The sequence below is a fragment of the Photobacterium kishitanii genome (genome assembly GCF_000613045.3).
Classification (GTDB): Bacteria; Pseudomonadota; Gammaproteobacteria; order Enterobacterales; family Vibrionaceae; genus Photobacterium; species Photobacterium kishitanii.
Genome location: NZ_LN794352.1, coordinates 342,494 through 359,404, shown reverse-complemented (window position 1 = coordinate 359,404; position 16,911 = coordinate 342,494). Strand labels below are relative to the sequence as shown.

9 protein-coding genes, 1 tRNA gene, 2 rRNA genes and 1 riboswitch are annotated in these 16,911 nt (G+C 41.6%); of the genes, 5 read left to right on the top strand and 7 right to left on the bottom strand.

Going from position 1 to position 16,911, the window contains the following annotated elements:
- Window positions 1–90 precede the first annotated feature (90 nt).
- A complete protein-coding gene (locus PPBDW_RS01915) occupies window positions 91–660 on the bottom strand; it encodes a single-stranded DNA-binding protein (RefSeq protein ID WP_036793091.1) in 570 nt (189 codons plus the stop codon).
- Between the two features lie 683 nt (window positions 661–1,343).
- On the opposite strand from PPBDW_RS01915, the gene galU reads away from it, so the two are divergent.
- The 3 genes from galU to PPBDW_RS01900 all read left to right on the top strand — a co-directional run bounded on the left by galU (window position 1,344) and on the right by PPBDW_RS01900 (window position 7,002).
- Window positions 1,344–2,210, top strand: coding sequence for a UTP--glucose-1-phosphate uridylyltransferase GalU (gene galU, locus PPBDW_RS01910; RefSeq protein ID WP_036793089.1), 867 nt, complete (start codon window positions 1,344–1,346; stop codon window positions 2,208–2,210).
- A 143-nt stretch (window positions 2,211–2,353) separates the two neighbouring features.
- Complete coding sequence (gene uvrA / locus PPBDW_RS01905; protein ID WP_036793087.1) at window positions 2,354–5,182, top strand: excinuclease ABC subunit UvrA; 2,829 nt, start codon at window positions 2,354–2,356, stop codon at window positions 5,180–5,182.
- Between the two features lie 74 nt (window positions 5,183–5,256).
- Window positions 5,257–7,002 (top strand): PglL family O-oligosaccharyltransferase, encoded by a 1,746-nt coding sequence (locus PPBDW_RS01900; RefSeq protein ID WP_036793086.1) that lies wholly within the window; start codon window positions 5,257–5,259, stop codon window positions 7,000–7,002.
- 53 nt (window positions 7,003–7,055) lie between these two features.
- Here PPBDW_RS01900 and PPBDW_RS01895 read toward each other — a convergent pair whose 3' ends face one another.
- Window positions 7,056–8,174 (bottom strand): pyridoxal-phosphate-dependent aminotransferase family protein, encoded by a 1,119-nt coding sequence (locus PPBDW_RS01895; protein ID WP_036793084.1) that lies wholly within the window; start codon window positions 8,172–8,174, stop codon window positions 7,056–7,058.
- A 204-nt stretch (window positions 8,175–8,378) separates the two neighbouring features.
- Window positions 8,379–8,561, top strand: a riboswitch (Lysine riboswitch).
- 107 nt (window positions 8,562–8,668) lie between these two features.
- Between PPBDW_RS01895 and lysC the strand changes: the two genes are divergently transcribed.
- Window positions 8,669–10,042, top strand: coding sequence for a lysine-sensitive aspartokinase 3 (gene lysC, locus PPBDW_RS01890; RefSeq protein ID WP_036793081.1), 1,374 nt, complete (start codon window positions 8,669–8,671; stop codon window positions 10,040–10,042).
- A gap of 67 nt (window positions 10,043–10,109) precedes the next feature.
- Here the strand turns inward: lysC and metH are convergent, their stop codons facing one another.
- Window positions 10,110–13,778, bottom strand: coding sequence for a methionine synthase (gene metH / locus PPBDW_RS01885; protein WP_036793079.1), 3,669 nt, complete (start codon window positions 13,776–13,778; stop codon window positions 10,110–10,112).
- Between the two features lie 181 nt (window positions 13,779–13,959).
- Between metH and PPBDW_RS01880 the strand changes: the two genes are divergently transcribed.
- The gene (locus tag PPBDW_RS01880; protein ID WP_036793077.1) at window positions 13,960–15,243 is read left to right on the top strand and encodes a cation:proton antiporter; all 1,284 of its coding nucleotides are present in this window, start codon (window positions 13,960–13,962) and stop codon (window positions 15,241–15,243) included.
- Window positions 15,244–15,297: 54 nt separating this feature from the next.
- Here the strand turns inward: PPBDW_RS01880 and metA are convergent, their stop codons facing one another.
- From metA to rrf (PPBDW_RS01860), 4 genes are all read right to left on the bottom strand, one after another.
- Window positions 15,298–16,239 carry a homoserine O-acetyltransferase MetA gene (gene metA / locus PPBDW_RS01875; RefSeq protein ID WP_036793075.1) on the bottom strand — a complete coding sequence of 314 codons (942 nt, stop codon included), beginning with the start codon at window positions 16,237–16,239 and terminating at the stop codon, window positions 15,298–15,300.
- Between the two features lie 203 nt (window positions 16,240–16,442).
- Window positions 16,443–16,558 (bottom strand): 5S ribosomal RNA (gene rrf, locus PPBDW_RS01870).
- 8 nt (window positions 16,559–16,566) lie between these two features.
- Window positions 16,567–16,642 (bottom strand) — tRNA-Thr (locus PPBDW_RS01865).
- A 46-nt stretch (window positions 16,643–16,688) separates the two neighbouring features.
- Window positions 16,689–16,804, bottom strand: a 5S ribosomal RNA gene (gene rrf / locus PPBDW_RS01860).
- Between the last annotated feature and the right edge of the window lie 107 nt (window positions 16,805–16,911).

Here is a 16,911-nt window from a genome sequence, read left to right as displayed (position 1 = left end):
TATAATATTTTTGATACACAAAAAAACCCAGCAATAATGCTGGGTTAATGGATATTAGTAAGCTAAATATAATCGCTTCTTTTTTCAGGATCAGAACGGAATATCGTCGTCAAAATCCATTGGTGGCTCATTATATTGTTGCTGCGGTTGCTGTGGAGCAGACTGCTGCGGTGCTGACTGATGTTGCTGTGGTTGTTGTGGTGCATAATTTTGCTGTGGTGCAGCAGCAGGTTGTTGAGGCTGACCCCAGTTACCTTGATTCTGCTGTTGTTGCTGCTGGCCACCCATAGGAGCACCTTGGCCACCATTACGGCCACCTAGCATCTGCATTACGCCGTTAAAACCTTGAACAACAACTTCAGTAGTATATTGATCTTGGCCTTGCTGATTTTGCCACTTACGCGTTTGTAATTGGCCTTCAATGTACACTTGTGAGCCTTTACGTAAGTACTCACCAGCGACTTCTGCTAATTTCCCAAACAATGCAACACGGTGCCACTCAGTTTTTTCACGTTGCTCACCGGTAGCTTTATCACGCCAAGATTCAGAGGTTGCAATAGTAATGTTAGCTACTGCACCACCGCTAGGCATGTAACGAATTTCTGGATCATTTCCTAAGTTACCGATTAAGATAACTTTATTTACGCCACGACTGGCCATAGTTCACTCCAAAGCTGATAGCGACGGTATTGGGTGTTAATAGCCGCTTAGTCAAAGTTTATACTCAATCACGCAGTTTATCATGTCAGCAAGGTCAAGGCATAGCGTCAAAATAGGTTATAGCCCCCAATTATCCATACCAAATACAACTAACCAACAGTAAAACCATAACCAGAATCAATATAAAAATCCACAAACAAGCTCTACTGCATCAAGACTGTCATTTTTATGACACTTCGGTGATTTAAAAATATATACTATGGAAATATTAATAATGTACTCAGCTGTCATTATATAAACATTCGCTAAGATCATATAATAAATAGAGTAATCATTGACGAAAATATTAAAGGTAATAGTAAACATATTAAAAACAAATAAATAGCATACGATAATAAGTTAAATTATAAAATTAATAACAACTAGAGTTTAAAAAACAATATAAGGATTATCATTAGGGTTAATAATTAAAGATTATACATCTTCAACTTATTGTTATAGTTTGCGAACACAAGGATGATATAAAGTTGATTTATTGATTAAAATCTCTAACAATACAATGCTATTAAGCGTTAACAAAACAATAATAACTATTGTTTTGTTAATTCTCACTAACGAATTTATCAGCAAGATTTAAATTTGCACTCAACACATAATCAATTACATTAAATCTAGGAAACACTATGATCAAGAAATGTCTATTTCCAGCAGCAGGCTACGGTACTCGATTTCTTCCAGCAACAAAATCAATGCCAAAAGAGATGATGCCAATCGTAAACAAACCTTTAATTGAATATGGTGTTGAGGAAGCGATTCAAGCAGGCATGAACGGGATGTGTATTGTTACTGGTCGTGGTAAAAATACCTTGATGGATCACTTTGATAAGAACTATGAACTAGAACATCAAATAAGTGGTACTAACAAAGAAGATCTTTTATTTGATATCCGTCGCGTTATTGACTCAGCTAACTTCACTTACATTCGTCAAGGTGAAATGAAAGGCTTAGGTCACGCTATCCTTATGGGTCGTGAACTAGTAGGTAACGAACCTTTTGCTGTTGTACTTGCCGATGACCTTTGTGTTAACGAAGAAAAAGGCGTGTTAGCTCAAATGGCGGCTCTTTATAAGCAATTCCGTTGTTCAATCGTTGCCGTTGAAGAAGTACCTGAAGAAGATACTCATAAATACGGTGTAATTGCAGGTCAAATGATCCGTGATGATCTATTCCGTGTAGACAACATGGTAGAAAAACCTGAGCCAGGAACAGCACCAAGTAACCTTGCTATTATTGGTCGTTACATCCTAACACCAGATATTTTTGATATTATCGAGCAAACAGAACCAGGTAAAGGCGGCGAAATCCAAATTACTGACGCCCTACTAAAACAAGCACAATCTGGTTGTGTACTGGCATACAAATTTAAAGGTAAGCGTTTTGACTGTGGTAGTGTTGATGGTTACATTGAAGCAACTAACTACTGTTACGAAAACATTTATAAGAAAGACCAATCATCTAAGCTAGCTAAACAACAAACAACTAAAAAATAAGCCCGCTAAATATTTAAAAAATCCCGCGCTATAGCGGGATTTTTTTATTTGAGCTACTGTGTTTTTATTCAGTATCTTTTGCTCATTAAAAGCGGCTATGAAATACTACTCGCTTACAATCTAGCAAAAGAATAGTGATTGGTATGGATTACATCGAAGTACAGGGCGCACGCACCCATAATCTCAAAAACATTAATATTTCCATTCCTCGCGACAAGCTCGTTGTTATCACGGGCTTATCTGGTTCGGGAAAATCATCGTTAGCATTTGATACTTTATATGCTGAAGGTCAACGCCGCTATGTCGAATCACTATCGGCTTATGCTCGTCAGTTTCTATCGTTAATGGAAAAGCCCGATGTTGATCATATTGAAGGCTTATCACCTGCCATTTCAATTGAACAAAAATCAACCTCACACAATCCTCGCTCTACTGTCGGCACCATTACTGAAATTTATGACTATTTACGCTTACTCTATGCGCGCGTAGGTGAACCACGCTGTCCAACCCATAACGTCACCCTTGCCGCTCAAACGGTTAGCCAAATGGTTGATCAAGTGCTCGCTATGGATGAAGGCAGTAAGCTAATGTTACTTGCACCTATCATCAAAGAACGTAAAGGCGAACACCTAAAAACCCTCGCCAACCTCTCTGCTCAAGGTTATATTCGCGCCCGCATCGATGGTGAAGTGTGTGATCTATCAGATCCACCGACATTAGAACTTCATAAAAAACACACCATTGAAGTCGTGGTTGATCGGTTTAAAGTCCGTGATGATCTGCAATTACGCTTAGCTGAATCTTTTGAAACTGCATTAGAGCTTTCAGGCGGCACGGTGATAATCGCTCCAATGACAGCCGGTGAAGCGAGCGAACAAGTATTTTCAGCTAACTTTGCCTGTCCACATTGTGGTTATAGCATGCAAGAGCTTGAGCCGCGGCTGTTCTCATTCAATAACCCTGCCGGAGCGTGTGGCACCTGTGATGGTTTAGGCGTTCAACAGTATTTTGACCCAGAACGAGTGCTACAAAATGGTGAACTCAGTTTAGCTGGCGGCGCAATTCGCGGTTGGGATAAACGTAATTTTTACTACTTTCAAATGCTCAAATCATTAGCTGAACATTTTAAATTTGATGTTGAAGCACCTTTTAATACCCTATCAAAGAAAATCCAAACCTTGATCCTCTCGGGTTCTGGTAGCACTGATATTGAATTTAAATATATTAATGATCGCGGTGACATTACCGTTAGACGACATCCGTTTGAAGGTATTTTAAATAATATGGAACGCCGTTATCACGAAACAGAATCTAATTCTGTCCGTGAAGAACTGGCTAAATTTGTATCGACCAAACCTTGTTCTAGCTGCCACGGTTCACGTTTACGCCAAGAAGCACGTCACGTATTTATCGGTGAAACTAACCTGCCCCATATCTGTGATATGAGTATCAATGAAGCATTTACTTTCTTTGATGAGTTGGCATTAACAGGTCAACGGGCTCAGATCGCTGCCAAAATTTTAAAAGAAATTAATGAACGTTTAAGTTTCTTAATCAATGTTGGCCTCAATTATCTCAGCCTATCTCGCAGTGCCGACACCCTTTCGGGCGGTGAAGCTCAGCGTATTCGTTTGGCAAGCCAAATTGGTGCAGGTTTAATGGGGGTGATGTATGTACTTGATGAACCATCCATTGGCCTCCATCAGCGGGATAATGAACGCTTACTCAAAACGCTGATCCATCTCCGTGATCTTGGTAATACCGTGATTGTGGTTGAGCATGATGAAGACGCGATTCGCGCCGCTGATTATGTGATAGATATCGGCCCAGGTGCTGGCGTACATGGCGGGGAAATTATTGCCGAAGGTAGCCTTAAAGACATCCTAAAATCAAAGAAATCTTTAACTGGTCAATATCTTAGCGGGAAAAAATCAATTGCTATTCCAGCACAACGAGTACCATTTGATGCCACTAAAACAGTCAAATTACTGGGTGCCAGCGGTAATAACCTTAAAGATGTTAATGTCGAAATTCCAGTCGGATTACTGACCTGTATTACTGGTGTTTCTGGATCAGGTAAATCAACCTTGATCAATGATACCTTCTTTAGAATCGCCCACCAGCGACTTAATGGCGCGACTACCGGTACGCCAGCCCCTTACAAAGAAATTCAAGATTTAGAACACTTTGATAAAGTGATCGATATTGATCAAAGCCCAATTGGTCGTACGCCACGTTCAAATCCTGCTACCTACACGGGTATTTTCACTCCCATTCGTGAATTATTTGCTGGTACTCAAGAATCTCGTTCTCGAGGCTATAAACCAGGTCGGTTTAGCTTTAATGTCCGTGGTGGTCGTTGTGAGGCTTGCCAAGGTGATGGGGTAATTAAAGTAGAAATGCACTTTTTACCCGATGTTTATGTACCGTGTGATGCCTGTAAGGGTAAGCGCTATAACCGTGAAACCTTAGAAGTACGCTACAAAGGAAAAAGCATTGATGAAGTATTACAACTAACGGTTGAAGATGCGCATCAATTTTTTGAACCGGTTCCAGCAATTGCGCGAAAATTAAAAACATTAATTGATGTCGGCTTATCGTATATTCGTCTCGGCCAAGCAGCAACAACCTTGTCCGGCGGTGAAGCACAACGGGTTAAACTCGCGAAAGAATTATCTAAACGTGATACAGGAAAAACCTTATATATTTTAGATGAGCCAACCACTGGCTTACACTTTCACGATATTCAGCAATTGTTAACTGTATTACATAAGCTACGAGATCGTGGCAATACTATTGTAGTGATCGAACATAATCTGGATGTGGTTAAAACGGCGGATTGGGTGATCGACCTTGGCCCAGAGGGAGGAAACGGTGGTGGTGAAATTATCGCTACAGGTACTCCTGAACAAGTGGCACTGGTTGCTGGATCGCATACGGCAAGGTTTCTTAAACCACTGCTTAACATCTAATTGTAAAACGTAATTAGGCCCTACAAGCAGGTTGACATCAGTCAGCCTGTTTGCTTTTTCACTCAGGACTCACCATGACAGTGTTACAACTTCAAGGTACGAAATTAGAACAGAAACGGATTTCTAAGCCTTTACCTTTAGTACGTTTTTTCTTAGCCAGTGTGGGCTTATTATTTATCGTTGCTATGCATTATTTTCAGCATAACCCCGGCGGCTCAGGGCTTGAGCTGTCATTTAATGCAGCAGCATGGATTCCATTTAGCGTCGCTATTAGCTGTGGTCTATTAGAAATATGTCGTCAAAAAGTCTGGCGTTATTCTCGTATGACACTGCTTTTATTTAGCTGTTGCGTGCTACTGACATTACCGGTGTTTTACCCCAATGCTGATGGCTTCGCAGCTTCAAACCGCTTGCTAACTCTCTGGGCAGGATTTTTATTTTTCACCAGCTTACAACAATTTGTTTTTACCCATAGTCAACGGCAACGATTATTATGGTTTATCACTATTGCTGTCTTAATCGAAGCCGTGTTTGGCTGGTACCAATTTTTATGGCTTACGGCTAATAATCGTTTTGGTTATGACATTATCGCTAACCGTCCCTATGGTATTTTCCAACAACCAAACGTAATGGCGAGTTTCTTAGCCACCGGACTGGTTATTGCCGCCTATTTATTAGCCCGCCTACCGCGTTATCGTGGTAAATGGGTCTGGCAACATATGATCTTGCTGGCAGTACCAGTACTAACAATTCCGTTACTGGTGGTACTTAATTCGCGCACAGGCTGGTTAGGTGCAACTATCGGCTCATTACTGATGCTACCTTATCTATATCGATTTGCGGCTAAGTATCAACAACGTATGTGGGGATTAATGCTACTGTTAGGACTCGCATTAGCGTGGCAAGTTAGCAGCACAACCGACAGTTCTTTTTCTCATCAAGCGCGTATCACATTAGACAGCCAACGCTCAATTATGATGCCGCAAGCTTATGAAATGTTTACCTCCAAGCCACTAACGGGTTATGGCTATGGTAAATTTGAAGCCGCATATATCACTCAAACTGCATTATGGCATCATCAGGATCCGCAACAATATCCAGCCGGTGTAGCAAGTTTAGATCATCCTCATAATGAATTACTGTATTGGGCAGCTGAAGGCGGCATCATCCCGTTACTGGGTTTAATACTGGCAGCATTAGCGGTACTGGTTAGCATCAAAAAAGCCCCGAATGGTACTCAATTAGCGTTAGTCGGATTATTTTTTCCTATCGTGTTACATACTCAACTTGAATACCCGTTTTATCATTCGCTCGCCCATTGGATCGTCTTTATTATTTTGATCTTTTGGGTTGATAATCTCACCGCCAAGTATCATCGCTATCAAACTCAGTATGTACTCGCACTTAAAGTCAGCGCGATCGCATTACCCGTAATGATCACTAGTTTTATGATCACTACTTTATATTCAGGTTGGTTACTGACTAAGTTTGAAACCACCCGCCCCGTTGATATCAATTATTTAGTCAAAGTAAATAATCCATGGGCATGGCAACACCGCTTTGAGTGGGATTTACATCTCACCCAATTACAACTTGGTATCGCGACGGATAAGCCACAACTGGTTGCTGACTATGTTCGCTGGGCTAACCAAAAAGCCCAAACATGGCCACGACCGGCGTTATATCAGAACTTAATCTTAGCCTATTACAATCAAGGTAAAACAGCACAAGCTGAGCAAGTTGCTACCGAAGCACAACAATTATTTCCGGGGATCAGCCTACCTAGCACCACTACAGCAGCAACTTCGTCAGCAAAATAATCACTGTTTAACCATCAATGGCGATCACGATTGCCATTGATGGCTCCATCGAGTTATTTCAACGTACTTTCAAGCGCTTTAAGACACAAAGCAACATTTTCACTACGAGCAGCATAACCCATTAACCCAATCCGCCATGCTTTACCTGCTAATGTTCCCAACCCTGCACCAATCTCAAGGTTATAACGTTCTAATAAAGTTGATCTTACTACTGCATCAACAACGCCATCAGGAATATAAACCGCATTAAGCTGTGGTAGTCGATAGGCTTCTGCGACTACAAATTTAATTCCTAAAGCTTCAAGTCCTGTTTTTAATTCTAAATGAACACGTTGATGTCGCTGCCAAGCTTGCTCGAGCCCCTCATTTCGCAATAGTACTAACGCTTCATGTAACGCATATAAACTATTCACAGGCGCGGTATGATGATAGCTGCGTTTACCTTCGCCACTCCAATAGCCAAGTACTAAACTTTGATCCAAAAACCAACTTTGCACTGGTGTTTGGCGCTGCTGAATTTTAGCTAATGCTTTTTCAGAAAACGTTAACGGTGATAGCCCTGGTACACACGATAAACATTTTTGACTGCCAGAATAGACAGCATCCAGTTGCCACTCATCCACCAGCAATGGCACCCCACCTAATGAGGTCACTGCATCAACAATGGTTAGGCAGTCATAACGACGCGCAATTTCAGCCAATACTTTCGCATCAGATAATGCCCCAGTTGAGGTTTCAGCATGTACAAATGCAACAATTTTAATCTCAGGATCGGCCTGTAATGCTTGTTCAACCAAAACGGGTGATACAGGTTCACCCCATGCATTATCAACCATAACCGCGATGCCACCGCAGCGTTCTACATTTTCACGCATTCGATCGCCAAACACGCCATTACGGCAAACTAATACCTTATCACCTACCTCAACTAAGTTAACAAAACACGCTTCCATACCCGCACTACCTGGAGCAGACACTGCAATCGTAAACGCATTGTTTGTTTGAAAAGCGTATTGCAACAACTGCTTGATCTCATCCATCATTTTAATAAATAACGGATCAAGATGACCAATTGTCGGTCGGCTCAACGCTTGCAAAACCTGCGGATAAATATCAGAAGGACCTGGCCCCATAAGGGTTCTTTGGGGAGGCATAAAACTGGTGATAGGCATAGATTCAACTCCATTAAATCATGATTATTATCAATAAGGTGTGCACGTTAGTGGTTATTACAGAATATTAGAGCAATACCAAAGCCGCAAGTAATACCCCCAAACCCTGTTCGCTACACATACTTTTTGTTAACTATCGAGAAATTATCATTTAACAATTGACAACCAAGGCGAATTTCCTATTCAATGATAACAGTGTTTATTCACTACAGAAGAGGTGCGTTACCCAGGTATCAATATTGTAGGTCCCAATCCTTAAACCATATTGAGAGGGGGGAGTAACGCCGAGATATAACGCGTTTGGGGCACGTTATATCGGCTATGAAAGTTGAATCTTTCAGGCTGTCATCTAAGTCAGGTTGACTATGATGGGGAGCTTCTGGGTAGCCGCTACCAGCGTTACTGCCTATTACCTCCTCGACAATGGACGTCGGGAATTCTTCCGAAGTAAATAACCTACCTTGCAGCATTTACGATAAAGGGAGAACACCGTAATGAGCATTACTCCAGCAGCAGCTATAAACCAGTTAATTGTCGCTAAATTTGGCGGTACTAGTGTTGCCGATTACGCAGCAATGTGTCGCAGTGCTGACATCGTTATCACTAACCCACACACTAAAATAGTATTAATTAGTGCCTGTTCGGGAGTAACTAACTTATTAGTTGCATTAGCCAATGGTATTAGTGATATCACTTCACGCCAGCAGCATTTACAGCAATTAACCAATATTCATCAACAGATCCTTGATCAACTGCAACACCCAAATACTGTTAGCGATGCTATTTATGCATTACTCGATGACATTGCTTCTGCCGCAACCCAAGCCGCAACTAAACCGTCACCACAACTAACCGATCAACTGGTCAGCCACGGCGAATTATTATCGACCCATCTGTTTAACCAAATTTTAGTTGAAATGAATGCTGCCGCGATTAGATTTGATATTCGTACTGTGATGCGAACTGACGCTCAATTTGGCAAAGCGATTCCACAACCAGAGATTATTCGTCAATTAGCTCAGCAACATTTAATACCACTCTTAGCTACCCATGTAGTGGTCTCACAAGGTTTTATTGGTAGTGATAGCCAAGGCAATACCACCACGCTTGGTCGAGGTGGCAGTGATTACAGCGCGGCATTAATTGCAGAAGCGACGGATGCTACTACCTTAGAAATCTGGACCGATGTACCAGGGATGTACACCACTGATCCACGTATTACCACCGCCGCTAAGCCGATTAAAGAAATCAGTTTTAGTGAAGCTTCTGAAATGGCAAACTTTGGCGCTAAAATACTCCATCCATCGACACTGGTACCAGCGGTACGGCAACAGATCCCAGTATTTGTCGGCTCATCAAAAGCTCCCCAGCAAGGCGGGACTTGGATTCGAAAAACAGTTGACCAAGCGCCGTTATTTAGAGCATTGGCACTGCGTGGTAATCAAACCATGGTGACCCTAACTAGCCTTAATATGTTTCATGCTTATGGCTTTCTAGCAGAAGTCTTCCGCATTCTGGCTGAGCATAAAATATCCGTCGATTTAATTACTACCTCAGAAGTCAGCGTATCATTAACACTTGATCAAACCGACACTGGCGGCGGAGCACCAACACTACCACTCGCTGCAGTAGAACAGCTCAATCAATTATGTCGTGTTGACATCGAACAAGGATTATCGCTAGTCGCATTAATTGGTAATCGTATGAGCAATAGTAAAGGCTCAGCTAAACATATTTTTGGCGCACTCGATGCTTATAATTTACGGCTAATTTGTTATGGCGCTAGCCCGCACAATTTATGCTTCTTGGTTGATGAGGCTGATGCAAAATCGGTGGTGAGCACGCTCCATCAACAACTCTTAGAATAATAGCCACTACCAGAAATAAAAAAGGCGCAAACTTTGCGCCTTATTTATTTTTAGCCGAAGAATATCATTATAAATTAGGCCCGAGCCACTTCTCAGCCTCGATCATATTCCACCCCTTACGATCGGCATAACTGGCTAACTGATCATGTTGGATCTGCGCCACCGCAAAATAGCGTGCATCAGGATGCGAAAAATACCAACCCGATACCGCCGCCCCCGGCCACATAGCATAACTCTCGGTTAGCACCATGCCAGTGTTAGCTTCAGCATCCAATAACTGCCAAATAGCACCTTTTTCTGTGTGCTCAGGACAAGCGGCATAGCCAGGAGCTGGACGAATACCTTGATATTTTTCACGGATCAAATCATCATTTGCTAGATCTTCATCCGCAGCATAACCCCAAATCTGCTTTCGCACGATTTGATGCATACATTCAGCAAACGCTTCTGCTAATCGATCTGCCACCGCTTGAATCATGATCGCGTTATAATCGTCACCTTGCGCTTTAAACTGAGCAGCTATTTCATACTCACCAATACCACCCGTTACAGCAAAAGCACCAATCCAGTCGGCTTTGCCACTTTCTTTAGGGGCAATATAATCTGACAAACAATAATTTGGCCCTTTCGGCTTCTTGGTTTGTTGGCGTAATCCATGCAATACTGTTAACACTTCAGTACGGGTTTCATCAGTGTAAACCTCAACATCATCGCCAATATTATTTGCAGGGAATAACCCACAGACGCCATTGGCTTTAATCATTCCTGTCCGTTCAATATCATCAAGAATTTTATTGGCGTCTTCAAATAACTTAGTCGCTTCAACCCCTACCACCTCATGCCGTAAAATAGTTGGATATTTACCACTTAATGACCAAGTCATAAAAAAGGGCGTCCAATCGATATATTTACGTAACTCAGCAATAGGAAAATCAGTAAAAGTATGTACCCCAGCTTGTTTCGGTGCTGGCGGCGTGTAGTTAACCCAATCAAGTGCAACGGCGTTTGCTCGTGCTTGGTCGAGTGTGATCGGTGCTGTTCGTGGTTTTTTACGCGCATGTTGTTCACGTACAACATCATATTCAGCGGTTAATCGCTCTACAAATGCTGGTTTTTGTTGTTCGGATAACAGCGCTGAACATACACCGACAGCACGCGATGCATTAGATACATATACCACTGGCTGTTGATAATTTTGTTCAATCTTGACTGCGGTATGCGCTTTTGAAGTAGTGGCACCGCCAATTAATAACGGAATATCAAATCCGCGCCGCTGCATTTCTTTCGCTACATGCACCATTTCATCCAATGACGGTGTAATCAAACCACTCAAACCAATAATATCGACATTCTGTTCTTGCGCGACCTGCAAAATTTGATCGCATGAGACCATTACACCTAAATCAATGATTTCATAGTTATTACATTGAAGCACGACCCCGACAATATTTTTACCAATATCGTGCACATCACCTTTTACGGTGGCTAATAGAATCTTACCGTTGGTGTATCCGACTTGTTTTTCAGCATTAATATACGGCTCTAAATGGGCAACAGCCTGCTTCATGACTCGCGCTGATTTAACCACTTGTGGTAAAAACATCTTACCTTCACCAAACAGATCACCCACCACATTCATACCAGCCATTAAAGGCCCTTCAATAACATCTAACGGCTTAGTGGCATTGACACGAGCTTGTTCAGTATCTTCAATAATAAACTCAGTAATACCTTTGACCAGGGCATGCTCTAACCGTTTTTCAACTGACCAACTACGCCATTCTTGCTGACTACGATCTTCTTCAACGGCACCACTATCACGATAGTTGGCAGCAATATCGAGCAGTCGATCAGTACTGTCATCACGCCGATTAAGCACCACATCTTCAACCGCATTGCGTAATTCATCAGATAGATCATCATAAATCGCTAACTGGCCCGCATTAACGATCCCCATATCCATGCCATTTTTAAAACAGTAATATAAAAACACCGCATGGATCGCTTCTCGAACAGGGTTATTACCTCGAAATGAAAACGATACATTAGATACCCCGCCAGAAACCATCGCATGAGGTAAGGTACGTTTAATATCAGCAACGGCTTCAATAAAATCGACCGCATAATTATTATGTTCTTCGATACCGGTCGCGACAGCAAAAATATTAGGATCGAAAATAATATCTTCTGCGGGAAAACCTACTTCATCGACCAAAATATGATACGCATTGGTACAAATTTCAATTTTACGCTCACGTGTATCAGCCTGACCAACTTCATCAAATGCCATCACAATCACAGCAGCGCCATAACGACGTAACAGCTTAGCTTGAGCAATAAAATTCTCTTTGCCTTCTTTGAGTGAAATTGAGTTAACAATTGGCTTACCCTGAACACATTTAAGTCCAGCTTCAATAATTTCCCATTTTGAAGAATCAACCATGATCGGTACTTTCGCGATCTCAGGCTCCGTTGCACACAAATTAAGAAAACGCACCATTGCCGCTTTAGCATCCAACATGCCTTCATCCATGTTGATATCAATAATTTGTGCACCGGCTTCAACTTGCTGACGAGCAACCTCTAACGCCTCATCATACAGCTCGTCTTTAATTAAACGTTTAAAACGTGCTGAACCGGTGACATTGGTACGCTCACCAACATTAACAAATAAGCTATCAGCCTCAATAATCAGCGGTTCTAATCCCGATAATCGACACGCAATTTTAATTTCAGGTAACAGGCGAGGTTTAATATTCTTGGTGGCTTGATACATTTGTCGAATATGTTCAGGGGTAGTACCACAACATCCACCGACCAAATTTAAAAAGCCTTGCTGAGCCCACTCTTTAATATGTTCAGCCATTTCCTCGGCTTCAAGATCATACTCACCAAACGCATTAGGTAAACCAGCATTCGGGTGCGCCGAAACCGCACACTCAGAAATCCGAGATAACTCAGCCACATACTGGCGTAGTTCATCCGGTCCAAGTGCACAATTTAAGCCAAAAGATATCGGCTTTACATGGCGTAATGAATTATAAAAAGCTTCGGTAGTTTGGCCTGAAAGAGTGCGGCCGGAGGCATCAGTGATCGTTCCTGAAATCATCACCGGGAGCTCATAACCCAGCTCTTCAAATACACCTGTTACCGCAAAAGCACAGGCTTTAGCATTAAGGGTATCAAAAATGGTCTCGATCAAAATAATATCGACCCCACCTTTAATTAACGCATGCGTTGACTCGCTATAAGCGATCACTAATTGATCAAAGGTGACATTACGGAACCCAGGATCATTAACATCAGGGGAGATAGAACAGGTGCGGTTAGTCGGGCCTAATACCCCAGCCACAAAACGCGGCTTATCTGGTGTTTGTGCAGTCCATTCATCTGCTGCTTCACGGGCAAGCGTTGCGGCTGCAAAATTAATTTCGGCACTGAGGCTTTCCATATCATAGTCAGCCATTGCAATGGTAGTCGCGTTAAAGGTATTGGTTTCTAAAATATCAGCGCCAGCTTCTAAGTACTCAAGATGAATATCTTTAATTAATTGTGGCTGGGTTAAAACTAATAGATCGTTATTACCTTTAAGATCTGCATGCCAATCACTAAAGCGTTGACCTCGATAATCTTGCTCATCAAGTTTATAGCCTTGGATCATCGTGCCCATGCCGCCATCAATGATCAAAATTTGCTGTTCGAGTCGCTTATGCAGTACATCCTTGCTTTTTAACACTACATTATATCCTTATAATCCATTACAGCCTGATAACATCCTATCACAATTCAAATAGGAATCTAGACGTCTAAACAGGTAGAATGGCAAAATAAGTTAATTAACGGTAGCCATTACTAACTGATGGTTTTACTATCACAAATAATTAAGTCTAATCAATAATTTAATCTAGAGGTTTGGTATGTCGGTTTACAACACCCTCTGCTTCCTAGCTGCAGCAGCAATGCTTATAGCTTTTATAAACAGTAAGATAGGTAAGATGCAAACGACCATTGCCATTACGGCTGGCTCACTCATCTTATCGTTACTGATTATTTTTGCAGGTCATAATGGTTGGTTTCATCTCGAAGATATTGCCTCAACCCAAATGGGAAAAATCAACTTTGAAAACTTTTTGTTAAAAGGGATTTTAGGATTTTTGCTCTTTGCAGGTGGGCTTGGTATAAAATTACCTCACCTCAAAGAGCAAAAATGGGAAATCACTACTCTAGCATTAGGCTCAACCCTGTTTTCAACCTTTTTTATTGGTTTTAGCTTATGGGGTATTTGTCAGCTACTTGGGATCCAACTTGATCTTATTTACTGCTTACTTTTTGGCTCACTGATCTCACCGACAGATCCAATTGCAGTACTTGCTATTGTTAAAAAGATGAATGCGCCGCGCCGAATCTCAACCCAAATCGAAGGTGAGTCACTATTTAATGATGGCTTTGGTTTAGTTATTTTTGTCACTCTATTTACCATTGCCTTTGGTGATCAAAGCCCAACCGTTGTCAGCGTAAGCCAATTATTCTTACAAGAAGCGATTGGCGGCATTGTGTATGGCTTTATTCTTGGTCTCATTTTCCATTACCTCATCTGCTCAACCGATGATCACTCGATGGAACTCCTACTTACCATTGGTATTCCAACTGCAGGTTATGCTTTTGCTGAAATCATTCACGTTTCAGGCCCACTGGCGATGGTAGTTTCAGGGATTATGATCGGTAACTGGACCCGTTATATCGGTTTCTCAAAAGAAAGTGAGGAGCATCTTGATCACTTTTGGGAACTCGTCGATGAATTCCTTAACGGCCTATTATTCTTGCTCATTGGTATGACCATGCTTGAGTTCAGTTTTCACCAAGAAGACTGGATTCTAATGGCAATTGCAATTCCACTAGTATTACTAAGCCGCTACTTAAGCGTGAAATTACCTTATCTTGGCTTTAGCCATTATCGTCAATACAATCCAATGTCAGTTAAAATCCTTACTTGGGGTGGCTTGCGCGGTGGGCTTGCACTTGCCATGGCAATGGCCGTACCGGCAGGGGTAATGGTTATTCCAGAAAAAGACATTGATGTCAGAGAAATTATACTGGTAATGACTTACTCAGTTGTGGTGTTCTCAATCTTAATTCAAGGCTCGACCATTACCTCATTAATTGAAAAAGCCAAGTTGTGGGAAAACCAGAATAAACATTAATTTTTCCCTTAACCATCAATAATAAAAAGGCCTGCTAATAAGCAGGCCTTTTTATTATTGATCTTTAGTAAAACTCGCTTCTGAGAAATGCTCCAAGTCATAAGGCGTCTGTTGATAGACACAGTAATTAAGCCAATTACTAAACAATAAATGACCATGACTGCGCCAACTTGCAACAGGATCACAATTAATATCATCATTTGGATAATAATTAACAGGTATCGTAGGTTCTATCCCTTGTTCACGATCACGCACAAATTCATTGTGTAACGTATCGACATCATACTCAGGATGACCAGTGACAAACACATTGCGTTTATCTTTGGTTGCAGCCAAATAGACCCCAGCCTTATCTGACGTTGCCAATATATCTAAATCAGTATGTTTGCCAAGATAGTCAGCTGAGAAATCAGCATAACGAGAATGAGGAGCAAAGAAGGTATCATCAAAACCACGTAGAATAGGGTGATGACAGTCATGTATACGATGATGATAGACACCAGAAAGCTTTTCTTTACGTGTACGCTTAGGCAAATCATATAACAGCTTTAAGCCAGCTTGCGCCGCCCAACAAACAAATAATGTAGAAGTTACATGATCCTTAGCCCAATTCATGATTAACTGAATTTCTTCCCAATACAGTACATCTTCAAATTGCACTAAACCTAATGGTGCTCCAGTTACAATCAAGCCATCAAAATTACGATCTTTAACCATTTCGAATTGACGATAGAAAGTATCTAAATGTTCTTGAGGAGTATTTTTTGTTGGTCGGTTATCGATTCGTAATAGTTCCACATCAACCTGTAATGGACTATTCGATAACAACCGCAAAAACTGAGTTTCAGTCTCAATCTTCTTGGGCATTAAATTTAGTAATAAAACTTTAAGCGGTCGAATTCCCTGACTAGCAGCACGAGCTTCCGTCATCACAAAGATATTCTCACTTCTCAAAATATCTGTAGCTGGTAAACGATCCGGTATTTTAATTGGCACTTTGGTTTTCTCCTTACCCCAAAATAGCTTTAGCCGTCTAGATATCCAGTTAAAACTATAGAAAAAACAATAATGGTGCAAGTAAAATTAAACCATCTCAACCGAGACTATAGTGTAATTGTAATAAAGAGATGAAGAATAACGAGGAATATTGATACGTCAGAACTGAAAAAACCCAGCCGAAGGCTGGGTTTTAAAGAGGTATTTAGCAATGTCCTACTCTCACATGGGGAGACCCCACACTACCATCGGCGCTACAACGTTTCACTTCTGAGTTCGGCATGGGATCAGGTGGTACCGCTGTGCTATGGTTGCTAAAAAAATAAATGGTGCTAGTACCCAGAGTCGAACTGGGGACCTCACCCTTACCAAGGGTGCGCTCTACCAACTGAGCCATACCAGCACACAAAGCTGTTATGAATCTGCAAGTGCAAATTCTAAAATTTGAAGCCTGGCGATGTCCTACTCTCACATGGGGAGACCCCACACTACCATCGGCGCTATTACGTTTCACTACTGAGTTCGGCAAGGGATCAGGTGGGTCCATAACGCTATGGTCGCCAAGCAAATTCTGTTTTATTTATCGCCTTATGGCAATAAATAGCAATCTGGGAAAATCTAACTAGTTGTTCTCAACACGCATTCAAGCGTTTGCAGAGTCCGTCTCTTCTC

Bases quoted from the DNA above. Each gene is read 5' to 3' on its own strand.
- PPBDW_RS01915 (WP_036793091.1), bottom strand. From the start codon at position 660: ATGGCCAGTCGTGGCGTAAATAAAGTTATCTTAATCGGTAACTTAGGA.
- galU (WP_036793089.1), top strand. From the start codon at position 1,344: ATGATCAAGAAATGTCTATTTCCAGCAGCAGGCTACGGTACTCGATTT.
- uvrA (WP_036793087.1), top strand. From the start codon at position 2,354: ATGGATTACATCGAAGTACAGGGCGCACGCACCCATAATCTCAAAAAC.
- PPBDW_RS01900 (WP_036793086.1), top strand. From the start codon at position 5,257: ATGACAGTGTTACAACTTCAAGGTACGAAATTAGAACAGAAACGGATT.
- PPBDW_RS01895 (WP_036793084.1), bottom strand. From the start codon at position 8,174: ATGCCTATCACCAGTTTTATGCCTCCCCAAAGAACCCTTATGGGGCCA.
- lysC (WP_036793081.1), top strand. From the start codon at position 8,669: ATGAGCATTACTCCAGCAGCAGCTATAAACCAGTTAATTGTCGCTAAA.
- PPBDW_RS01880 (WP_036793077.1), top strand. From the start codon at position 13,960: ATGTCGGTTTACAACACCCTCTGCTTCCTAGCTGCAGCAGCAATGCTT.